Raw genomic sequence first — 22,419 nt, 5'->3', positions numbered from 1 at the left:
GTTTTACACCATGTCGTACATTTCCAGCACTGATTTTGTGTATACGCCTGGTTTCTCATAGACAATAAGCGGGCGCTCCACTGTGATCCTGGGATTGCCGCCCTTCAGTGCCTCTATGAGAACCATATTCGGCTCTCTGTCTATGTACGGATAAACAAGCTGCATCCGTTTTGGCTCCAGCTTGTATCTTGTCAGAACATTCATAATTTCTGTCAGTCTGAAAGGTCTGTGGACCATATAAAAACGCCCTCTGTCGCAAAGAACCTTTGCCGCCTGGCTTACTACGTCCTCCAGAGTACAAAGAATTTCATGCCTGGCAATGGCCTTTGGCATATGAGGGTTTGTCAATCCATGCTGCCCGATCATATAAGGCGGATTACAGGTAACAACATGAAAAGAAGCTGCCCCAAAAATCCCGGCAGCCTCTTTAATATCACCCTGTGTAATGCCAATCTTGTTTTCCAGGCCGTTATATTGTACGCTTCGCAATGCCATTTCAGCGCATTCCTCCTGGATTTCCAGGCCGGTAAAATGCTCTCCCTGGGTTTTTGACGCAAGGAGAATGGGGATGATCCCTGTCCCGGTTCCCATATCCAAAACCCTCTCTCCCTTTTTGATCCTGGCAAATCCGGAAAGGAGCACGGCGTCCATACCGAAACAAAATTTCTCCGGATTTTGGATAATATAATAACCGTTTTGCAGGTCATCCACCCGCTCGTTATCCATCACAAGATTGTTATTCATTTAATTTGGAATCTCCCTTTTTATCTTCCAGTGCCTGCAGTTCTTTTAACTCCTGCTCGGAAACTTTGACTTTTTTCTTCCTTGGACGGAATTTCAGCTCGTCTACCGGAAATTCCTGGATTTCTTTTTCGTCGTTGATTTCCACGACTACCTTTACCCTCTGGCGGAGCACATTAACGCTCTGTACCGTTCCCTGCATTCCGTCTGGTGTGGTAACCGTATCGCCAATTCCGGGAAGCTTTTTATTCAGCTCCTCGTATGTTTCCTGCTCATTTTTCAGGCAGCACATCAGTCTGCCGCATACGCCGGAAATCTTTGTCTGATTCAAGGAAAGATTCTGCTCCTTTGCCATTCGGATGGATACGGGAGCAAATTCAGACAGATAAGTGTGACAGCAAAGGCATCTTCCGCAGATACCGATACCTCCCAGGATTTTCGTCTCGTCCCTTACACCGATCTGACGAAGCTCGATCCTTGTTTTAAAAATAGCAGCCAGATCCTTTACCAACTGACGGAAGTCAATACGCCCGTCCGCTGTAAAGTAAAACAGGACTTTGTTATTATCAAATGTATATTCCGCATCGATCAGCTTCATTTCCAGCCCGTGTTCACGGATTTTCTTCTGGCAGATCTTAAATGCTTCTTTTTCTTTTACCCGGTTCTGCGCTTCTCTCTCGTCATCGTCCCTTGTTGCCACGCGGATGACCTCTTTCAGAGGATGGACTACCTCGTCATCTGCAACCTCCTTAGGTCCTAAAACAACCTTACCGTACTCTACGCCTCTGGCTGTCTCCACAATGACGTGCTCTCCCACCTTTACCCGGTAGCTCTTTGGGTTAAAATAATATATTTTTCCTACATTTCGGAATCTTACACCTACTACTTTTACCATTCTATTTCTCCCTGATCGTCAGGAACAGAAGCTCAAGGGCAAGCTCCGTATTTACATTTGCGCGGAGACGTACCTTTGTTTTGTCCAGAGCATCCAGGATTTTTTCCAGATTTTCATAAGACCGTTTACTTGCCTGTTCCTTTATATAATTAATTTCCTGTTTGAAAACCAGATTATCGATTTCTCTGGTGGCCTTAAACATCAGTACATCTCTGAACCAGAACAGGAAAATGTCCAGATAGTCGCTGATATTCTGCTTCTCGCTGGTAAGATTCTTAATCGCGTCAGTCAGTTCATAAACCTCCATAGTATCTGCGTATTTCAGAATCTTTAAGGCATTCTGAGTCATATCTGCAAATTCCTGGGAGGTGGCAGCCTCCTTCGCTTTGCCAATGCTTCCATGCGCATAGGACGTATCTATATCAGCCTGATAATCCGGTATCTGTAGATGCTCCATTAAATATTTTTTTACAAGACCGTCATCTACAACCTTCAGATCCAGACGGACACAGCGGGAACGGATCGTAGGCAGAAGGCCGTCCGCATTGCTTGTCAAAAGCATGATCACCGCGTATTCCGGCGGCTCCTCGATCGTTTTCAAAAGAGCATTCTGTGCCTGTGGAGTCATCAGTTCTGCATCCGCAATGATATAAATCTTATAATGACTGAAATATGGTTTGATCGACACATCGTTTACAACCTGATCGCGAATCTCATCGATACTGATCGTATTAGGTTTTTCATGGGATACCATGATAATATCCGGATGATTCTTGCCAATGGCTTTTTTGCAGGATTCACATTTGCCGCATGGCTCCGTACCGCCTTCCTCGCATTGCAGGGCTGTGGCGTATGTGCCTGCCAATAATTTTTTCCCGGAACCCGGGTCTCCTGTTAAAATATAGGAATGGGATACTTTTTCCGTCTCGATGGCATTTTTTAGGTGCCTGATTATTTCTTCGTGCCCGATAATATTATTAAAGCCTACCATGAGAATCACCTCGTCCTATCGTAATCTGTGCAGTCCGCGTTGCATCGCTCAAGAGCTTACAGCGTTTTGCTTTCCTGGATATTATAACACATTTTAAAAAGTAACTAAACCTATTTTTTTACTGTTCTTATATAGTTAACAATTTCCTTAACACAATCATCCAGGTTATCGTTCTGAAATCTTTTCCAGATGCCTGCTTTCAGAATATTTTCCTCTGAAAAGTCTCCCTGGTCAGCCAAAAATCTCCGGCAAAGCTCCTCATATTTCGGCTTGTTCTGGCTCCTCTCGCGCTTTACAGCACGTGCAAGGCGCTCGCCATCCTCTACCTCGATATAGATGGGACATATTGCGCTGTCACCATAGTATTTTTTCAGTTTTATATAGGATTCCAGTGTACCGATTCCCAGATAATCAGATTCCTGTAATTTTACCTGCCCATCATCAGCCGTGAAATAGGTCCAGATTCCATGGATGGTCTTATACGCCCTTGTCTCAATCAGATTTCCTTTTCTACGGAACTCCTTCAGTTTTTTTTCGTCAACAAAAAAGTACTCTTTTCCATCCTCTTCTCCCACACGGATCGGACGGGTAGTGTAAAGTATCATTCTTTTCAGATTCAATTCCTGATTCTCCGCGAGGCGGGAATAAATGTTATCTTTTCCCGACGCGCTCTTTCCCATAATGTAAAAAATTTTTCCCATAAGGGATTTACTCCTTTACTGTACGGATCGCCGTATTTGTATTGTCGCACAGGCCTTGTAAATTCAGCCCCTGCTCCATGTATCTTCTCACATTCCGTATAAAAAGTCCAGTAATCTGTTCACCCGGAACAATGATCGGAATTCCCGGCGGATACAGATAGGCAAACTCCGCTGATATTTTCCCTACGCTTTCTCCTATGGGACAGGATACGGATTCCGCTTCCATGGCCTGGGCAATAGACATCACGCTTTTCATCGGAGGAAGTTGACAGAAAATATGGGATTCTTTTTGTGTTATCTCTATTTGCTTTAACGATTCCTCTTTGTCTATCTCTTCAATAGCTTCACAGAGACGCAAAAAACCTTCCCTGGTGTCACCTGCTGCCGCCAAAGCGAGCACATAGTTTTCAGTGCTCATTTCTATGTTTATATGATATCTTTCGTACAGAATCCGACCCAGTGCCGGACCGTTTAGACTGCTGTTTTCCGTGCTCAGAATCAATTTTGAGCGGTCATGATCAAAAACGCCCGGAATCATTTTTATTTCCTCGGGCTTTACCAATTGGACAAAGCGGCATTTTTCCAGACGTTCTCTTGCCGCAGAAAGATTTTTTGTAACGCCCTCAAACATTTCCATGCCTTCCCGCTCCATCTTATCTACACAGGCATCAATGCTTGCCATGAGAATGTAGGATGGACTGCTGCTCTGATAAATTCCCATAAAGCGTTTTACTTTTTCTCTGTCAACTCTGTTGCTGCAAATATGCAGGACTGCTGTCTGAGTCAGGGAAGGAAGCGTTTTGTGTAAGCTTTGTATTACTAAATCCGCACCGGAATCAACAGCAGATACAGGAAAATAATCCGAATAACGAAAATGTGCTCCGTGAGCCTCATCCACAATAAGAGGAATGCCGTAGCCGTGAGCAATTTCAGCGATTTTTCTCACATCAGAAACAACTCCGTCATAGGTCGGAGACGTAATCAGTACGACCTCAATATCCGGATTTTCTTTTAAATATTTTTCCACATCTGCAGCGCAAATTCCGCCATTTATCCCCAAAATGGAATCTGTCTGTGGATAAATGTATGTGGGAATCAAATCCCTTAAATAAATCCCATGATACACCGCCTTGTGACAGTTTCTGGCAGTCAGAATCCGGCCCCCTTTTTTTACAGATGCAGAGATTGCGGAAAGAAGAGCTGCCGTACTGCCGTTCACACTAAAAAAGCTTTCTCTGGTACCGTACAGCTTTGCCAGATTCTCCTGTGCTTCTTTTATGATTCCCTCCGGATGATGAAGATTGTCAAATCCCTCAATCTCCGTAATATCTCGGTCAAATGGAAAGCTTCCGTCCACAGAAAGAGGATTACGTTTGTGTCCCGGCATGTGGAACGGATAGTAATCCTCTTTGCTGAAATTTTCAAGTTCTTTATATAATCTTTTCATATTTTTGTCTTTTCCTGATCAGCAGTTTATATATCATTTATTATAAAGCAATGGCTGCTGAATTGCTATTGAAATTTTGTATCTGTAAAAAAACCTTATCTGTATTTTTACTCCTCTTGCGGAAGTTAAACATTTACAGATAAGGTTTCTTTTTATCATATCACTGCCGGGTATTTTATTTACTGCAGGAGAAGAGCCATTCCTGTATGGATTCCAGCGAATACGCATGAATCCATGTGTTCATATGGTATGCCCCCGGAAATACAGGACCGCTTTCCGGCAATACACTGTCCCCTTCGAACCAGGTAAAGAATATATGGCTGTCGTTTTTCCTGATTTCACGTACTGCATCATTTTGGCTTTCAATCGGTGCTTTGGCATCTATGTGGCCTCGCACAACGATTCCCCCGTTCTTTTCCACGCTTTCCATACATGCACCCATGATCGGAAATGCCTTTTCATCCTTCTCAGATACCAGGATCCACAGATTCTGATCCTTTACTGCACCCATCCGTTCCGGATTCCACTGTCCTGCCACCATAAAGCTGCCTGCGAAAAGATCCGGGTACCGTAAGTTTAATTCGCAAAGCATCATGCACCCCATAGATTGTCCTGTTCCGTAAATCCTTGCAGTATCTACCGGGTAATTTTCGCATAATTCCCTGACCAGATCTACGGTAGCATCCGCCTCCCATGTCACCTGATATTCATCGTTTGCTGTTTTTCGCGGATAACATGGAGCCAGAACAAAACAAGGACGTTTTTTCTGACTTGTCTTCTCTGTCCAGGTTACTGCCCCTGTCCCCTGAGCCAAGGGCGCAAGCTTATCATCGGAACAAGATCCCATATCGTGCATAAAAAGCACCAACGGATATTTTTTTCCTTCTTCTTGATTTTCTGGTTCATATAACTGATAATCCAGATATTGTCCGTTATCCATCTGATAGCGGAATAACCGGAATTTATCTGCAAGTGTATCAACAACTTCCGTACTTTGAATGGTTATGTTCTCAGGTATATATCTGATATTCAAAACCGGATGTTTGATTCCGGTTCGGGCATCGCGGCCTTTGCCGACCATATATTTTGTACCTGCCTCTTTATCTTTGGGGTCCAGTTCCAATAGGATGTACTTTCCGGAATCCGATTTTTCACCTGTCTTTCCGGTATCATTCACATATACCTGCAATATATTTCTTCCATCTACTGCAAAATTATTCGCTGTAATTTCTTCGCTCTTCACAGATTCATTCATTTCAATTACAGCGGCAGTTACCTTTTGTCCTTCTCCAAAAATTTGGCAGACTGCTTTTGCTTTTTTCATCTGTTTCATTCCTTTCATCCCCTACACAAATGCTTTTTAATAGTTTCTAGTTTTTCTGCTTCAAAGTCTTAAAAATATTTATGATCAATACGATTCCAATCAGGAATGTAAGCAGGTCAGATACCGGCATAGAATAAAGAACTCCATTCAATCCAAAGAATATCGGAAGAATTACCGCCCAGCCAACGCCGAAAATAACCTCTCTTATCATAGACAGTACAGAAGACTGAAAAGCTTTTCCCAAAGACTGCAGATAAATAAAAGTTCCTTTATTCACAGTAGCCAGCGGAAGCATGCAAAGATATGTACGAAATGCCTTAATTGCAAAGTCTGTATAATACTGGCTTTCATTTGCAGCACCGAAAATACCGATCAACTGCATTGGAAGTATTTCCACGATCAGCAATGCAATAAATCCCACTACAAACTCTGCAGTCAGCAGCAACTTAAATAGATCAAGCGCACGGTCCATACGCTTTGCACCAACATTGTATCCTACGATCGGAATACAGCCTGCAGCCAATCCTACTGAAATTGAAATCACGATCTGGAAGAATTTCATAACAATTCCAACAACTGCCATTGGAATCTGTGCATATTCAGCCTGGCCGAAAATCGCATCCAGAGCACCGTATTTTACGATCATATTATTGATTGCAGCCATAGATGCCACCAGGGATATCTGGGACAAAAAGCTGGTAATTCCCAATGGCAGGAATTTTCTCATCAATCCAGCAAATAATCCGAAGCTGCTGCGCTGGATTTTTATTGCCTTCATGTGAAACAGGTACCAAACAGCAAGGATTGCTGTCAGAATCTGACCGGCAATTGTTGCAACTGCTGCTCCCATCATTCCCCATTTGAATACAAATATAAAAATCGGATCAAGGATAATATTCACAACAGCCCCAGCTACCGTGGAAACCATTGCAAATTTGGGGCTTCCGTCTGATCGGATGACCGGGTTTAAGCACTGCCCAAACATATAAAATGGTATGCCAACGGAAATCCAGGTGAAATACTCTTTTGCATTTGCAAAGGTTTCTTCATTAACACGTCCGCCGAAAAATGTCAGTATTGAATCCTGAAAAATGAAATAAATTGCAGTAATAATGGCACTCACCAACACACACAAAACGATCGAACATCCAATGCTCTTATGCGCATCTTCTTTATTGTCCGCACCCAGGCTGATACTTACAAATGCACAGCAGCCATCACCGATCATAACAGCCAGTGACAAAGCAACGATCGTCAAAGGAAACACTACATTATTAGCAGCATTGCCATATGAACCCAGATATGTTGCATTTGCAATGAAAATCTGATCTACAATATTGTAAAGTGCAGCAACCAACAATGAAATAATACACGGCACTGCAAATTTTCTCATCAATGTGCCCACTTTTTCCGTTTCTAAAAATGCGTTGGATTTCTGTTCCATAACTTTACACTCCTCAATAATATTCTCACCAGTTTCTATCCCGTTGTGCGGATATGGCTGCAATTCGCTTCGCTCTACAGCTCAGCTTTTTTTTATTATAATTTATGAAAAATTAACGAGCAATTCTATTTTTTCAGATATTAATTCGAAATACGCATTAATCATTTTTGTATAAAAAGTGTGCGCCTTGGCGCACACTCGCATAATATAAAAAGACGGAGATCATCAAAACGAATCTCCGTCTTTCGATAAACTGTTTATACTTTAAAGCGGTACCCTACTCCCCAAATGGTTTCGATATACTGTGGTTTGGCTGTGTTAAATTCGATTTTTTCTCGGATTTTTTTGATATGAACTGTGACTGTGGCAATGTCTCCCACGGATTCCATATCCCAGATTTCCCGGAAAAGCTCCTCCTTGGTGAAAACCCTGTTGGGATTTTCGGCAAGGAAGGTCAAAAGGTCGAATTCCTTTGTGGTAAAGGTCGTCTCCTCTTTATTTACCCACACACGGCGGGCTGTCTTGTCTATTTTGATTCCTCTGATCTCGATGATATCATTTTTCTGCACATTAGAACCGATAAGACGGTTGTAGCGCTCCATATGAGCCTTAACGCGCGCTACCAGCTCGCTGGGACTGAAGGGCTTTGTCATATAATCGTCTGCACCAAGACCAAGACCGCGGATCTTATCAATGTCATCCTTCTTTGCGGAAACCATGATGATCGGTGTGTTTTTTTCCTGGCGCACCTGACGGCAGATATCAAATCCATCCACCTCCGGAAGCATCAGATCCAGAATGATCAGGTCGAATTCCTCATTCATGGCTTTGTCCAATCCCACGTCTCCCCTGGTTGCAATCTCAACTTCAAAACCGGATAATTCAAGATAATCCTTCTCCAGATCTGCAATGGCTTCTTCATCTTCAATAATCAGTATCTTACTCATTTCATTGGTACCTCCTGGTATTTTCTAAGAACAAAGTACATGATAGTGCCGATTTCCTCCCGGCTGGTAGCCCATACCTTTCCGCCGTGATCCTCGAGAATTTTCTTCACAATGGAAAGGCCGATACCGCTTCCGCCTTTTGATGAATTTCTCGACACGTCCGTTCGGTAAAATCTGTCAAAGATATAAGGCAGATCCTTTGGACCGATTCCTTTCCCGTTATCCTCTATTTCTACCTGGATAAAATCTCCCACATCCTTGATCCGAATCTGGATGATTCCCCTGGATTTATCCATATATTTAATGGCATTGCTGATGATATTGTGGATAACACGGCGGATCTGCTCTCCGTCTGCTATAACAAGAACGTTATTCTCCACGTAATTGGCATATACCAGTTCAATGCCTTTTGTTTCCATTTCCAGACCAACCTCTTCGGCGCAGTCTCCGAAATAGTCCTCCACATTCAGTTTACTGAAGGTATAAGGGATGCGGTTGGTGTCAATCTTGGAGTAAAAGGTCAGCTCATTGATCAGATGATCCATCTCATTTGTTTTGTTGTAAATTGTCCGGACATAACGGTCCATCTTTTCCGGTGTATCTGCGACACCGTCCATAATTCCCTCTACATAGCCTTTTACGGCTGTAATAGGGGTCTTTAAATCATGGGATATATTACTGATCAGTTCCTTATTTTCTTTTTCTATAAGGCTTTTTTCTTCTGTAGATTCCTTAAGACGGCGGCGCATCTCCTCAAAGTCCTGGCAAAGCTCAGCAAATTCATCATTTCCCTGCACATCCAGCACAAAATCAAGATTTCCGTCTTTAATATTCTGCGTCGCTTTTTTCAGTTTTACCAGAGGAGTGGCGATACTGCGGTACACCCAGAGTCCCACGGCCAGCGCAGTAAAAATCAGGATTACAAATGCTGTAAAAAATAAATCCTTTGCCATCAGATTGATCCTGGCATTGCTGTTGGCAGATTCTGCAATAGAAATGTCGTAAACCTCTCCGTCTTCTCCTATTTCAGTCTGTATCTGCCGTGACTGGGACTGACTGAAGCCGTACAGAGTCGCTGCAAATAAAAGCAGCGGTACAAGAATTATCATAACAAAGCCGACTATGATTCTTGTCTTTAATTTCATAGGTATCTCCGTTCTTTCTTTTTTCCGTTACGGGCTTTTAGAGCTTATATGGGTATTATAGCATAAAGACGGAGGGGTATCTCTTAATTTTCTATTAAAAAAAGATGCGAGGGGCAATCTCGGAGAGCGAAGGCCGAATGCCCCCTCGCGCTCCCCCTGTTGGCCCGCTCGCAGTGGTTTTTTGTTGGTAATATTTTATATATATTCTACAGTGAAGCCGTTTTGTTGGCAATAATGGTCTGCTTTGCTGCCTTTATAGCAGCGGATTTTTGCGCTTCTGTTGATGATCCAGTCACCTATGTATTCGGGGTCGTGTGCGATTTCGACGGTTTTTAGTCTGTCGCAGCCGTGGAAGGTCCACTTTCCGATAACCTTTACAGTTTCCGGTATCCTGACGGATTCCAGTTTTCTGCATTTTAAGAAGGCACTGCTTCCGATCTGTTCAAGGCCCTCCGGGAATTCTATAGCTGTCAAGCCGCATTGGTAAAATGCGAACTCACCGATTTCTTTCAGTTTTTTCGGCATCCGGATATTTTCCAGTGCTATGCAGCGGTAAAATGCTTTGTCATCTATACATTCGATCCCGTCCGGCAATTCTACTTTTGTCAGACCTATACAATCGCTGAATGTTTCTTTCTGAATTTTGTTAATGGGACTTTTGGGATCAATACAAAAGTTTTCCATTCTCTTACAGCAGGAAAAAGCATTTTTCCCTATATACTCTAAAGTATCCGGAAGGGTCATACTCCGTAAATTGTAGCAGCTGCTGAATGCCGCTTTACGTAAGCATTTTATTCCCTGTGTCTCCACATTTCGTATGGCAGTACAGCTTTCAAAGCTGTTATTGCCCACCTCATTTACATTTCTGTCCAGCGTAATACTTCGCACTTTTATGTTGTTTTTAAATGCTTCATCTCCTATTTTCCTATACGGATTCCCAATTTCAAGCTGCCTTTCCTTATTCAGCTTTGCTTCTGACCTGCCAAATATGTAATCTTCTTTTGCACGCCATACCAATGTCTGTCCCATATTTTTCACCTCTCCTTATAACCTGCAGCAGAAAAAAAGGGTGCAATACTCTATCGATATTGCACCCTTTGCATTGACAAATCTAATGATCTATATCTCTGCTAATTACCTCCTGCTACCGCAATATCATAAATGGGGATACCTTTTGCGACTCACTACCAACTATCTGCCGTACACAAATAAAACAATATCCCACTCCATTTATCATTGCGTGTAATAACTGGTAGCAGCTTTAAGCAGGTCTCCTGGCTTATGCAATTACGACTTTTCCCTTCTCATACTTATGTACAATGGATACGAAAAGCCTAAACAAATACAGTAGCACGACTGCTAAGGATTCTCACCTTATTCCCTCTTAGTCTGACTAATATAAAATTGTCAGCCACTTAAAACCGGTAATTGTCTAATTACTATATCTCTATTCAATTGTTTCAATTATAACATACTTAAAAATATTTATCTACCCTGATTTTTATATTTTTTTCCATATACTGCTGGAATAAAAATGGCCGCAGCACCATATTTAAATGGTACTGCAGCCGCAATGTACTATTTTACAACAACCTTAACTTTCTTATAAAGACCGTTCTGTGCGTAACAGTATACGTTACATGTACCCTTTCCAACTCCTTTTATCTTTCCATTCTTGCTTACTGTTGCAACGGAAGGATTTGTGGACAGATAGCGAACAGCGCTCACATGATATTTCACTTTGCTTGCAGTATTTGTTACTGTTACCTTTAGCTGGCTGGTTCTGCCTTTCTTAAGGGAAACAGAAGATTTATTCACTGTGATCTTCTTTGCATTTCCATACTTACCGCCTGTTGTAACAGCGTGCATTCTTGCAGATTTTGCAACGGCAATATCTTTTCCGTTTTCTGTCTTATAAGCTACTACGTAATATTTATAGAAAGTAGCTTTCTTAAGCTTGGTCTGTTTCCAGCTAGTTGTGCTGCTATTGACTGTCTTCAAAAGTTTATAGGAATTTGCACATTTTGCGCCGTAAATCTTATAGCCGTCAATTCCCTTAAGCTTGTTCCATGTCAGGGCTGCATTTGTCTTTCCCGTTGTTACTTTCAAAATAAGAGTCTGATTTGCCGCTGCCTGGCTTGGAGTCGGTGTTGGTGTCTCGGTCGGCGCTGGTGTCGGTGCCTCGGTCGGAGCCGGTGTCGGTGCCTCGGTCGGTGTTGGCGTCGGTGTTACCTGACTCTTCTCTTCCTCTGTTAACTGTGCATCCGTCTTCACCTGAACCATCTCAGCCTTTGCAGCTTCTACGATCTCGTCAATCTCCTCCTGTGAGGAAGCTGCCACGATATCCAGCTTTGCAAGTGCAGTAATAAGTGCAAGCTTCTGCTGCTCAGCTTCACGGTAGTCGCTCATATTTACATATGTATCAAGAGTTGTTTTAGCTTCGTCCTTTATAGGCTGCAGTTTTTCCTCTGTCACCTGACTGTCTGTCTTAATAGAGCTGATCAGATTCTTTGCTTTTTCTACAGTCAGATCAATTGCTTCCTCGTCTCTTAAGCTTCCAAGCGTTTCCTTGAACTGATCCAGAATCTCTTTGATTACATCTTGCTGCTCCGGCGCATATTTTGTCCAATCAACGTATGCGTCCAATTCTTTTTCAGCATTTTCCCTGTTTTCCTCGACTTCCTGCAAATTGGTTATGTGCAGTTTGATCACCGGAAGCTGTCCCTCATAGAAGGTCTCCTGCCTATTTCCTACAATGAATATACCCTGTACTTTCATTCCGCCGAAATCAGCCCAATAGCTTCCGTCTGTCAGATAATAGGTTCCGGAAGGTGTTCCCGTCGGTACAGTAAAGGTTATACTCTGGTAACTTCCATTGCTGACCCTGTTCAAACCCGGAATATTTGTATTGTAGCTTATCTTCTCTTCCCAGATATTTGCTCCAGCTACTTCCTCCGGTCTTTCCAGATTTCCTAATCTTATGGTCACAGAGTCTCCATCGTAAATCTTTTCTGGGTTAATGGTTACAACCGGATTAAGCTGCTCTAATTCTTCAACCGTTACTTCGCAGTCTGCAGTTTCATCAAAGCCTTCCAACCGGACAGTCACAGTACAAGTGCCACCTTTAAACGCTGTGATCACACCGTCTGCACTGACTTCTGCTACGTTTTCGTCACTGCTTGTCCACTGGAATACTGCGTTTTCCTGAATGAAAGACGGTTCAACCGATACGCTCAGCTTCTCTGTTTTTCCAGTGTTCATAGTCACATTCTCTTTATCCAGAGTGATGGATTCCAGCTTGACTTCTTTTACTTCCACCTGGCAGGTATCCTGGATAGAGGGGTCAATGGCAGAGGTTACGGTAATGACTGCAGTTCCCGCCTTATTTGCAGTGATAAGACCTGTTTCATCTACGGAAACAACGGAATCATCGCTGGATGTATAGATAACCTCTTTATCTGTATCTAAAATCGTGGATGGCGTATATTCTACGCTTAATGCCTGTGTCCGTGTCCTGTACAGGCTGATTTCCTTTTCAGTAAAAGAAATTTTTGTAAGCGCCGGTTTCTTAACCTCTACTGTACACTGTACTTCCTGTCCATCGACTGTCGCGGTGATAATTGTGGTTCCTGCGAAAACTGCTGTAACCAGACCTGTATCGCTGACGGTTGCCACTTCCGGATTTTCGGACTTCCAGGAAATTTCCGTAACGGAAGCATTGTCCGGTGTCACAACTGCATTTAACTGTAATGTTTCTCCATATTCCAAAGCTGCCTCTGTTTTATCAAGAGTAACACTCTCTACCGGGACTTTGTCCTCTACCGTAAAGGAGAAGTCTGGCATGAAGGAGAAGTCGCCTGATAAAATTGGCGCATCCAGGTTCGGTGCTCCCGGGTTATCTGTTGTCTTATCGGAACCTAATGTAGAACCCCACCATTCGCTATAAATGCGTCCTTTTGTAAAGCTGTAAGTTGTTCCATTATCCAAAACCACATCAAAGCTGTTCGTTGTAGCAAGATCCCACTGGTTGCAATGACCTTCGTATGTTGTGCCATTATTGCATAAGTAATGTACGTTTGTAGACTTAGCTCCCCAGGCATTCATACATGGGTTATAGATCGTTGCCAGCTTATAAACCGGCATGGTAATGCCTGTGAAGCTGACGGTTGCCGTCTGCCCTACATGCAGAGGCTCTCCCGGAACCGTTTTATTTTCAACATTGATCTTAATCTTACGTGCGTCAAGAACATGGTACAGGCTTCTGGTGTTTCCGTCTTCTGCGGTTGCTGTCAGCTCAATGATATTGCTTCTATTCTCCAACGGAAGAGTCCAGATACCTGCGCTGCTTTCCGGTACGGTAATTCCGTTGCATTTTACAACAAGCTTTTCTGCACCTTCTGCGGATGCCTTTAAGGTAAACGGCGCTGTATCGCCTGTTGTATAGTAAAGCGTATCATAGGAACGGAAAACGACATCATCTGCTCCTGTCTTGTCTTCGTCCTTCTGTACGATATTATCTTTAATGGTAATATTCTTATTTCCGCCAACGCTGTATACTACATAACCTGTGTTGACCGGGTCTGTTGCTGGAAAATATGTATTTCCATTCGTATGATTAAATGCATCGTACGTTACCTTTACAACTGTAATACCCTCTTTTACAGCCGTAACCCCAACATGTGTATTATTAGATGTATCAAGGCTTACGGAATCACCTTTGATGATCTCGTAATTAAAGTGAGGCATCTCTACATCATTGCTTATCTTATTGACAGTCCCCTCTTCCACTCTTCGCGGATTGATCCTGGCAGTGCCGCCGATTTCCATCTCCAGGAAATCATACTGGAGCCATAAGTCGTTTTCAAAGCTGTCCGGAACTTCAGAGCCCGCATTGACGCCAAGGTATACGTCTTCTTCAACGGAACCGCCCTCAACGGTTATAGTGATATCCGGCAGATAGCCAAAGTCTCTTCCGGTTACGGTACCTTTTCCGTCTCCGAAATCAGTTCCAGGGCTCCACTGGTTTGCAGCCTCGCGGATCACACCGCCTGTCAGCTTATATTCTCCCGCTGCCAGCACGCCCAGGTTCAGCTCTGCACTGCTTCCGTATCCTATTTCACTGGATTCCACACTCTCCATTCCGGCGATATCACTCCGGAATACCGCTTTCGCAGAACCTGCATAGGTGCTGTTCCATTGTCCTGATATCTGTCCAACCGGGCGGCTGACATTATTCAGCTTAACTACAGTTCCATCTTCTGAGGTGTCTACTGTAATTTCAACCGCTTTATTCTTAATTGCATAGGTGCTTTCCCCAACCAGCACGGTAGTTTCATTTTGGAAAGTTACTGCCTCTCCGCCGTATATATAAGATTTTCCTGCCTCATAGTACAGCACATCGTACTGAGCGTTCCAGCTCTCTCCAAAGATGTAGGACGGCAGTTCCGTTCCTTCTGCAGCCTGATCCTCAAACTGCACCGATTCTGTCTCATCTTCAGCGTCGTCTGAAAACAGTAATGCTTCTGCCTCATCGTTACCTAAAAATTCTTCTGCTGTACCATCTGCAAATTCCTCTGACACTGATCCATCGTCAGCCACAAAGAAATCCACATCATCGGCTGCGTATTCTGCATCCTGGACAATTTCCTGAGAATCAGAAATAAACATGTCCTCAGCATAAACGCTTCCCGCTGGCGCCAGACTTCCTGCTATCATAGATAAACTCAGCAGGAAACTTAACCATCGTTTCTTCATTTTTCTCTTCCCCTTTCTTTTTGAGACACCAAAAAAGAAACCTCATCTTTTCTATGAGCTTCCTTAAACATGTTCATACCTGACTTAAGATCATCCTACTGACAGCGCCTTCCCGGAATCGTATTCTCCGGCGGCATCATGCTGCGTTCGTCCCTAATACAGTAGAGAAAAGCTGTGCCGGATTCTCACCGGCTTTCTGATTAACCGCTATAAAACAGCGAAACATGCCTGTATATTTGGTTTGCTAATATCCTTGTTTTAACATATCATTGTATATTTGTCAATATTTTATCATCTTCTATTTTATTTTTCCCCGGAAAAATCCCTGTTACAGACAATATGTGATTCCCGAAGCTTACATCCTTCCGGCAATTTTTTCCACCAGCCCTTCCTGATACTGTGCTGTCATCCATCGGATATATACTTCTTTCTCCTCCTGATTGCTCTCGGGCATATCCTGCTCCGGTTCAAGCCCTGCAAGTTTCAGCATTTCTTTTCCTGCCTCCCACGCTTCCCGGGGACTTATCAGCTCCCAGTCCAACTGATCCAGAAGATGGGCGTACAGAGAGGTGTATGTCACTAAAGTATCCTCTGTTTTCAGATGGTCCAGAACATCCGCAAACTCTGCCCTGGAATGCCCGCTCGTTTCATTCTTGTTCTGGTATTCCAACCACAGGCTGTCCTCCGTAACACCGAAACGGTCCATCCTGTTCATGATATTGTGCTGGTATTCCGGGCAAAATCCGTTCTGCCGCTCCAACGCTTCCTTTACTGCTTTTTTTACAGTTTTCCCGATATACTCTCCAAGCTTGCAGTGTTTTCCCGCATTAGTAAGATATGTTTCGGACTGTGCGTTGCTGACTATGATCGTCCCGTCAGTTCCTGAGCCTGTCGCCAGACCTCTTGAATACCTGCTTGGCGCAAGAAGCTCCTGAAGCGCCGCCGTCTTTGCCTCCGTGCAGGATACGAGAGCACGTGCCAGCGCTCCTCCCGACAGGTTTGCGTCAATATAAAGAATGATATTGATGGTTCCCGGCTTTACAGCATGGGATATCCCGGCTTTCTCATGCCATACGGCCGGATCCCCGATCCTTCCTGCATTTGTGCGGATTCCCCCGGTTACTATGGCTGTAACGGAAAAATCCTCATATGCCATGGTTTGTATGGAAACATTATCCATGCTTGCCGCTGTGCTCAGTCCTGTACAATGCTCAGGATCCAGCCCCAAATCCTCCGCTGCCAGCAGATCCATATGTGCTTCATAGGTTTCTGCCCGCAAAGTACATGCCATGCCTGAACCCGGATTGCTGTCATTGTTAAACACTGCCTCTAAATCCGTACGGTATCCCCCGTTATTCGGTCCGGTACTCAATACCTTTCTTGGTCCTTTAAAGCAGACTACCAGGGATTTTTTATAATGATGTACCTCATCTCCGCTGGATAACTGATATATTTTCATTTCTTTCCGTCCTTTCATCCGGCTCCCAGAGCCTTTGCCTGCTTTGCCAGTTTTTCCGCATGATCCTCCCGGTCCATTGAAATCATTTCATGGGTAAGATATTCGGGCTTCACCGCATCCACCAGCTCCCGTACCCTGGACGTGGTAAAAGGCAGATGACAGTCAATATTAAAAATGTGCTGGTAGCAATCGGAAAATCGTTCCTCATAATCTTCCGGCATCTTATGATTTTTCACCAGATTTTTTACATAATCTCCCGTAATACTCTGATTTAAATGGATGCCCCTGATATAGCGGCGCAGATTGCCGTGTGCCTCAACCATTTCCAAAATATAGTCAATTGCATCTTCCTGGGTTTTCAGCTCCAGGTTACTATGCATCAGGTGTCCTGTATCCAGCATAATTCCTTTTTTCGGATAATGTACCTTGTCCAGAAGCCGTTTTGTCATCTCCGGCTTTGTCATAGTAAGACCAGGCCACCACAGATTCTCCATAAGAAATTCAAACTGGTAATCCTTTCCGTCAAGAAGCTGATTGATCAGCTCTGCCGCCGCATCTATAACTTCCTCGTCCGTATGGGAACAGGTGTATGTATATACATCTGATGTTTTTACATTGCTTACATGAAACACTACGTAAGACGGATTTTTTTTCACAGCCCGGGCAATATCCTCCTCATGGTACCGGATCAGGCTTTCTCTGTCCAAACCGCCATATATTTCCCTTGCCTTTTCCAGAGTGCCATATTCCTCTTTCAGGGATTCCATATCTCCGTTCCACAGATCAAGCCATTCCGAAAAATACCGGAGATGGACGCCGATCACCGTATCCGGGGCAAAAAATTCCTCGTCGCCCCCAATACAGTGCATGACCTCCAAACCATCGCAGCCAAATTCTGATGCAAACCGTAAGGCATCCTCTCCATCCTCAAATCGGCTTGTATCATATATACAATCTGTCACATTCATCATTATTTTCATAAATCCACACTTTCCATAAGAAGCGTCTCCAGCTATCTCTCCAAAATCCCATATTTTTTCTTAATTCTTTCAAGCTTCCGGCACATGGGATCGGCCAGGAAGTAAAGAAATATCACTGTGGAAAGGCCATGTACAAGATTAAAGGGCAGCCCGCTTGCCAATATAGCCAGAAACGAAGCCCAGCTAAAACCGCCGGTAAAATTCAGCATAGAAGCACAATCCACGATCAATCCGTAAATCCCAAAGGTAGCCGCACCTCCGTAAGCGCACAGCCAAAAACGACGATGTCCATCCCAGGAATCTTTTTTCCTTCGCCTAAAAAGCACTCCTGCGAGAAACCCTGTGATTCCAAATGAAAACATCTGCCACGCCGTCCATGGTCCCTGCCCGAAAAAGAAATTTGACACAAAGCCTGCCATGGTCCCTGTCAGAAATCCCGCTTCAGGTCCCAGGCTGACTCCCGTAATGATCACAATTGCCGATACTGGTTTAAACTGCGGCAGCATAAAAAACGCCACACGCCCTACCACTGCAATGGCGGCCATGACCGCGATCAGCAGTATCTCCCTCGCCTGAGGATTTCTGTCCTCAAACACCATAAGGAAAGGCAGCATCGCCAGTATATTAATACACATCCCTATAAAAACGCTGCTTCTGTCATTGAGAAAGAAGATTCCAAAGAAAATAACAAGAGGAATCCCCACCAAAATGATCAAAACCGAAACCTTTGTCCGTTTTCCGATTTTTCGGTCCTCTTTTACCGTCCTGTCCATATATACGGCGGGCATATCCTCTTTTTCCGTATCCAGCAGCATGTTTACTGAAAAAATCATGAGAATTGACAAAAACATTGCCGCATACACATAGGATGTAAGCTGCAGAAAGCTGTTCACCGTGTAATTGAAAAAATTTTCTTCTCTTCCCATCTTTCCGTTTATCAGGCTGTTTCCCCAAAAACCTCCGAAACAGGCTGCAGCACAAAATAAAATGGACAATCCAAATATAATTTTCAGGAGCGGGACGCTTTTCTTTCTTTTCCAGTAGGCAAATACTGCCCCGGCACATAGCAGTACCACAAGGATCACAGCACATATTTTCATCACGGACATAAAGCTGAGAATCTTGTCTGTTTCCTCCGAGGTTATGGTTTCCATCTGCCATCTTCCACCGCTGGATACACATGCGTTGATATTATCCACACATTCTTTCACATTCCACAATGTATATGTTTTTGGAAAGCCGTCGTATTTCAGCACCGGGACAGAAAACCACGGGAGAAAGATCAGGGCAATTGCCATATAAATACAGCAGAATACAGGTATCATTACCCTTGTATCTCTGCCCGTTCCCTGTCCTTTTTCCATGCTTCGATCACATCCTTTACTGTCACGGCATCGGGAAGCACCTGGCGCACCATCCGGTTAACCGCTGTTGTATAATAGCTGTTTCCAATAAAAAACTGTTTCGCCTTCTGACTGGTAACAATACCTCCGTCAAAAAACATGGCGCAGGTATCCCCATAAGACGCACAGAATTCAATATCATGGGATACCATGAGAATGGTCACCCCTCTTTTTTTCAGTCTTTCAAAGATCCGCGCCAGCTTCTGTTTATAAAAACCGTCCAGTCCTTTTGTCGGCTCATCCAGAAGGAGAATTCTTGGTTCCAGAAGGAGCACCTTTGCCATCGCCGCTCTCTGCTGCTCCCCGCCGCTCAGATCATAGGGGTGGGCATTCAGTAGATGACGGATTTCTGTCTCGTCTATGATCTGCTCAACCTTTTCCCCGGAGGCTTTCATATCATCCAGCTCCCCCTGCACGCTGTCCGCCACAAACAGACTTTGAGGATTCTGTGGAAGCACTCCGATAAAATGATCGAACTTTTCTTTATCGCTTATTTTATGTATATTCTTTCCCTCTATAAAAATTTTTCCCCGGTAGGGTTTTCTGATGCCGGACAGCAGTGACAGGGTCGTACTTTTCCCGGTACCATTTCCGCCCAGAATACAGAACAGCTCCCCGGCAGATACCCGGAAGGACAGATCCTTTACCACATCAGGAGAGTCTTTTTCATACCGGAACCATACTTCTTTTGCCTCAATGACTGTATCCTTTTTTTCTTTTTGGATACCGCTTTCTTTTCGCCCTTTCCCGGCATCTGTTTTCTGATAAAAAGCCTCTTTATTCTCTAATATCCAGTTTCTCCCCTCGCGGACATTCAAGGGGCATGTTCCCATTTTTTCTGTGCCGTTATAAATTTGCACGGAGCTCGGCATAGCCAGAAACATATCATTGTCCGCCAGAGCCGGACCTACCTTTCTTGGTTCATCGTACAAAAGCTTCTTTCCGTTTTCCAGCACCAGGACTTTGTCCGCCATGGGAAATACCTCTTCCAGGCGGTGTTCGGTTATGATGATGGTAGTTCCCAGATCCGTATTGATCTTTCGTATGGTTGCCAGAAAATCACTGGCTGCAATGGGGTCAAGCTGTGAGGTAGGCTCATCCAGAACCAGGACCTTTGGCTGCATAGTCATAACTGCCGCCAGATTCAATATCTGCTTCTGCCCGCCGGATAACTCTTCCACATTTTTTGAAAACCAGTTCTGGATGCCGAAATAGCTTGCCATCTCCGCTACACGGAGCCTTATGGTCTGCTGGTCGTATCCCAGATTTTCCAGGCCAAATGCAAGCTCATGCCAAACCTTGTCCGTCACGATCTGGTTGTCGGGATTTTGCAGCACATAACCGATCTGGCTGGACTGCTGGCGCACAGATACGCTGGAAATATCCTTTCCTTCAAAATAAATATGTCCCTCTCTTTTCCCATATGGACTTAAGGCAGATTTAAAATGCCGCATCAGCGTTGTTTTTCCGCATCCTGATTTGCCGCACATCACCACAAACTCTCCCTGGTCAATGGAAAAATCCACATGGGAAAGGGCAGGACTTTTTCCGTCCGGATATGTAAATGTCAGATCCTTGATCTCAAATAATGCCATTTAATTTCCTCCCAAATATCTATTAAAAAAGGCAGAAAACAGAGAATTCCATAGCAGACATAGCAGAAGACAGCCCCAGGTGTTAAGGGCGCCATTGTTATCATGGGATAATACAGAAACGACACTTTTTCTGCAATAATTCCCCAGAAAACCACTGCACCTGTCACTGCCAGTACACCCAGCAGTATCCTGTCCCTGGAATCAAAACGATAAATAGAAAAATTTGTTCTTCCTCTCAGTCCATATCCTCTTGACTTCATAGAATCCGCAGTTTCCACAGAATTTTCCAGCGCCCATGTGGTCATAATGGACAGGATCTTCATTCCGTGTCCCGCACGCTGCAGAATATTTCCGTTGGTCACATCCCTGCCGATACATTTCTGGGCATCGGAAACCTTTTTTATCTGGTTTTTAAATTTCGGCACAAACCGCAGTACCATGGAAAATACAAGAGACATAGCGGGAATGATTTTTCCAAACAAATAAATAAACTTATCAGAGGTCATCACCACCTGATAGCAGGAAAACCAGTTGATGACCGTCACAAGCATCAGACCCGCAGCCATTCCGTAAATAATAGATTCCAGTGTCACCGGATTTCCCGTGCTGAAATAAAACAGCAGGGTAACCCCCTGGTGATTAAACAGAGGGTTCACGATTGCCGAAATCAGGAACACAGGAATCACAAAGTAAAATGTGGTTTTTACTACTGTTTTTCCTTTCAGGTAAATATAATAGAGAAGCCCGCCTGCCAGAGATATGGCAAGAAATATGGGATTCATCATAAACATGGAAACACCCAGTACCATTAAAAAATACAGGAAATTGATAACCGGGTGGAACGAACCGAAATTATCCTTTTTCATTGGTAAATCTCATCCCCCAGATCCCTGCCTCCGTCGCAGGTATAGTTCCATTCGATCTCATCCCCCGGCTGTACCTGATAGCGGCTGCAGCCGTAGTTAGGATACCAGTCGTTGACACAATACATCCAGCCGGAATTTGGCCCGCAGTCTAACTCGTACAGATTGCCGATCCCTTCTATATAATTGCTGTTAAAGCCCGGAGTAAACGTATATTCCATATGGATCTTGTTTTCCCTTGTCTCTCTCTGAAGTATGTCAAATACAGATTCACCCTCGTAAAAGGTAACTTCGCTTCTTTCAAATATCACTCCGTTTTCAGGAACAACCGCTTCTTTTCCTGACTTCAGATCGTCCATACTGTTCAGGATCGTTTCGCAGGAAATGCTGAAATAACAGGTTTCTGCCTTACTCTCATCTATCTCCACGTCTTCCGGCTCTACAGGCTTCTGCTTTCCCTCCGGCACAGGATCTGTTTGATATTTGTCTTTTCCGCCGCTTCCCTCGGCTGTATACTCCTGTCCGCCGGACCCCGCTGCTGCCTGTCCGTCCAGCTTTTGTCCGGCGCATCCTATCATCCATCCGCCTGTGCAAAGGATTAAAATGACTGCTCCAAAAAAAATTGTCTTAACTTTTTTCATAGTCTTCTGCTCCAAAAAAACAGCTCTCTCATTATCGGAAATGAAAGAACTGCATACTTATAATCCCATATTCAAATAGATCTGCTTTA

General features: G+C 44.0%; 17 protein-coding genes and 2 riboswitches. All 17 genes read right to left on the bottom strand.

Annotated features, from left to right (window positions below):
• Nucleotides 1-3: 3 nt before the first annotated feature.
• Nucleotides 4-744: a tRNA1(Val) (adenine(37)-N6)-methyltransferase gene (locus ACESZH_RS17900; RefSeq protein WP_373215725.1), complete on the bottom strand. Its 741-nt coding sequence runs from the start codon at nt 742-744 to the stop codon at nt 4-6.
• The gene (locus ACESZH_RS17895; RefSeq protein ID WP_373215726.1) at nt 737-1,636 is read right to left on the bottom strand and encodes a stage 0 sporulation family protein; all 900 of its coding nucleotides are present in this window, start codon (nt 1,634-1,636) and stop codon (nt 737-739) included. The genes ACESZH_RS17900 and ACESZH_RS17895 overlap by 8 nt, the downstream gene beginning before the upstream one ends.
• A 1-nt stretch (nt 1,637) precedes the next feature.
• Nucleotides 1,638-2,627, bottom strand: coding sequence for an ATP-binding protein (locus ACESZH_RS17890; protein WP_373215728.1), 990 nt, complete (start codon nt 2,625-2,627; stop codon nt 1,638-1,640).
• Between the two features lie 110 nt (nt 2,628-2,737).
• Complete coding sequence (locus ACESZH_RS17885; RefSeq protein WP_373215730.1) at nt 2,738-3,328, bottom strand: guanylate kinase; 591 nt, start codon at nt 3,326-3,328, stop codon at nt 2,738-2,740.
• A 7-nt stretch (nt 3,329-3,335) separates the two neighbouring features.
• Nucleotides 3,336-4,775, bottom strand: a complete 1,440-nt coding sequence (locus tag ACESZH_RS17880; RefSeq protein ID WP_373215731.1) for an aminotransferase class I/II-fold pyridoxal phosphate-dependent enzyme — start codon at nt 4,773-4,775, stop codon at nt 3,336-3,338.
• 175 nt (nt 4,776-4,950) lie between these two features.
• On the bottom strand, nt 4,951-6,108 hold the full coding sequence (locus tag ACESZH_RS17875) for a hypothetical protein (protein WP_373215732.1): 1,158 nt from the start codon (nt 6,106-6,108) through the stop codon (nt 4,951-4,953).
• A gap of 37 nt (nt 6,109-6,145) precedes the next feature.
• The gene (locus tag ACESZH_RS17870; protein WP_373215733.1) at nt 6,146-7,543 is read right to left on the bottom strand and encodes an MATE family efflux transporter; all 1,398 of its coding nucleotides are present in this window, start codon (nt 7,541-7,543) and stop codon (nt 6,146-6,148) included.
• 257 nt (nt 7,544-7,800) lie between these two features.
• Nucleotides 7,801-8,490, bottom strand: a complete 690-nt coding sequence (locus ACESZH_RS17865; RefSeq protein WP_373215735.1) for a response regulator transcription factor — start codon at nt 8,488-8,490, stop codon at nt 7,801-7,803.
• Nucleotides 8,487-9,635, bottom strand: a complete 1,149-nt coding sequence (locus ACESZH_RS17860; RefSeq protein ID WP_373215736.1) for a sensor histidine kinase — start codon at nt 9,633-9,635, stop codon at nt 8,487-8,489. Before ACESZH_RS17860 ends, ACESZH_RS17865 begins: the two co-directional genes overlap by 4 nt.
• 195 nt (nt 9,636-9,830) lie before the next feature.
• Nucleotides 9,831-10,664 carry a leucine-rich repeat domain-containing protein gene (locus ACESZH_RS17855; RefSeq protein WP_373215737.1) on the bottom strand — a complete coding sequence of 278 codons (834 nt, stop codon included), beginning with the start codon at nt 10,662-10,664 and terminating at the stop codon, nt 9,831-9,833.
• A 217-nt stretch (nt 10,665-10,881) separates the two neighbouring features.
• Nucleotides 10,882-11,069, bottom strand: a riboswitch (cobalamin riboswitch).
• Nucleotides 11,070-11,213: 144 nt separating this feature from the next.
• Entirely contained in the window at nt 11,214-15,389 is a 4,176-nt protein-coding gene (locus ACESZH_RS17850; protein ID WP_373215738.1) for an Ig-like domain-containing protein, read from the bottom strand.
• Nucleotides 15,390-15,442: 53 nt separating this feature from the next.
• Nucleotides 15,443-15,631: riboswitch (cobalamin riboswitch) on the bottom strand.
• 113 nt (nt 15,632-15,744) lie between these two features.
• Nucleotides 15,745-16,848, bottom strand: a complete 1,104-nt coding sequence (locus tag ACESZH_RS17845; protein ID WP_373215739.1) for an adenosylcobinamide amidohydrolase — start codon at nt 16,846-16,848, stop codon at nt 15,745-15,747.
• Between the two features lie 14 nt (nt 16,849-16,862).
• Nucleotides 16,863-17,828: a TIM barrel protein gene (locus ACESZH_RS17840; RefSeq protein ID WP_373215741.1), complete on the bottom strand. Its 966-nt coding sequence runs from the start codon at nt 17,826-17,828 to the stop codon at nt 16,863-16,865.
• Between the two features lie 32 nt (nt 17,829-17,860).
• On the bottom strand, nt 17,861-19,192 hold the full coding sequence (locus ACESZH_RS17835) for an ECF transporter S component (protein WP_373215743.1): 1,332 nt from the start codon (nt 19,190-19,192) through the stop codon (nt 17,861-17,863).
• Complete coding sequence (locus ACESZH_RS17830) at nt 19,153-20,826, bottom strand: ABC transporter ATP-binding protein (protein ID WP_373215744.1); 1,674 nt, start codon at nt 20,824-20,826, stop codon at nt 19,153-19,155. Before ACESZH_RS17830 ends, ACESZH_RS17835 begins: the two co-directional genes overlap by 40 nt.
• On the bottom strand, nt 20,799-21,692 hold the full coding sequence (locus ACESZH_RS17825; RefSeq protein ID WP_373215745.1) for an energy-coupling factor transporter transmembrane component T: 894 nt from the start codon (nt 21,690-21,692) through the stop codon (nt 20,799-20,801). The genes ACESZH_RS17830 and ACESZH_RS17825 overlap by 28 nt, the downstream gene beginning before the upstream one ends.
• A complete protein-coding gene (locus ACESZH_RS17820; RefSeq protein WP_373215746.1) occupies nt 21,689-22,330 on the bottom strand; it encodes a DUF4430 domain-containing protein in 642 nt (213 codons plus the stop codon). Before ACESZH_RS17820 ends, ACESZH_RS17825 begins: the two co-directional genes overlap by 4 nt.
• Nucleotides 22,331-22,419: the final 89 nt, after the last annotated feature.

This window comes from Ruminococcus sp. 5_1_39BFAA (assembly GCF_964240875.1).
In the GTDB taxonomy this organism is placed as follows: Bacteria; Bacillota; Clostridia; order Lachnospirales; family Lachnospiraceae; genus Blautia_A.
The sequence above is the reverse complement of the archived record's forward strand: the minus strand, read 5'-3'. Positions and strand labels throughout refer to the sequence as shown.

Bases quoted from the DNA above. Each gene is read 5' to 3' on its own strand.
- ACESZH_RS17830 (WP_373215744.1), bottom strand. From the start codon at position 20,826: ATGGCATTATTTGAGATCAAGGATCTGACATTTACATATCCGGACGGA.
- ACESZH_RS17865 (WP_373215735.1), bottom strand. From the start codon at position 8,490: ATGAGTAAGATACTGATTATTGAAGATGAAGAAGCCATTGCAGATCTG.
- ACESZH_RS17845 (WP_373215739.1), bottom strand. From the start codon at position 16,848: ATGAAAATATATCAGTTATCCAGCGGAGATGAGGTACATCATTATAAA.
- ACESZH_RS17900 (WP_373215725.1), bottom strand. From the start codon at position 744: ATGAATAACAATCTTGTGATGGATAACGAGCGGGTGGATGACCTGCAA.
- ACESZH_RS17895 (WP_373215726.1), bottom strand. From the start codon at position 1,636: ATGGTAAAAGTAGTAGGTGTAAGATTCCGAAATGTAGGAAAAATATAT.
- ACESZH_RS17825 (WP_373215745.1), bottom strand. From the start codon at position 21,692: ATGAAAAAGGATAATTTCGGTTCGTTCCACCCGGTTATCAATTTCCTG.
- ACESZH_RS17820 (WP_373215746.1), bottom strand. From the start codon at position 22,330: ATGAAAAAAGTTAAGACAATTTTTTTTGGAGCAGTCATTTTAATCCTT.
- ACESZH_RS17850 (WP_373215738.1), bottom strand. From the start codon at position 15,389: ATGAAGAAACGATGGTTAAGTTTCCTGCTGAGTTTATCTATGATAGCA.
- ACESZH_RS17835 (WP_373215743.1), bottom strand. From the start codon at position 19,192: ATGGAAAAAGGACAGGGAACGGGCAGAGATACAAGGGTAATGATACCT.
- ACESZH_RS17840 (WP_373215741.1), bottom strand. From the start codon at position 17,828: ATGAAAATAATGATGAATGTGACAGATTGTATATATGATACAAGCCGA.
- ACESZH_RS17870 (WP_373215733.1), bottom strand. From the start codon at position 7,543: ATGGAACAGAAATCCAACGCATTTTTAGAAACGGAAAAAGTGGGCACA.
- ACESZH_RS17875 (WP_373215732.1), bottom strand. From the start codon at position 6,108: ATGAAACAGATGAAAAAAGCAAAAGCAGTCTGCCAAATTTTTGGAGAA.
- ACESZH_RS17880 (WP_373215731.1), bottom strand. From the start codon at position 4,775: ATGAAAAGATTATATAAAGAACTTGAAAATTTCAGCAAAGAGGATTAC.
- ACESZH_RS17885 (WP_373215730.1), bottom strand. From the start codon at position 3,328: ATGGGAAAAATTTTTTACATTATGGGAAAGAGCGCGTCGGGAAAAGAT.
- ACESZH_RS17860 (WP_373215736.1), bottom strand. From the start codon at position 9,635: ATGAAATTAAAGACAAGAATCATAGTCGGCTTTGTTATGATAATTCTT.
- ACESZH_RS17855 (WP_373215737.1), bottom strand. From the start codon at position 10,664: ATGGGACAGACATTGGTATGGCGTGCAAAAGAAGATTACATATTTGGC.
- ACESZH_RS17890 (WP_373215728.1), bottom strand. From the start codon at position 2,627: ATGGTAGGCTTTAATAATATTATCGGGCACGAAGAAATAATCAGGCAC.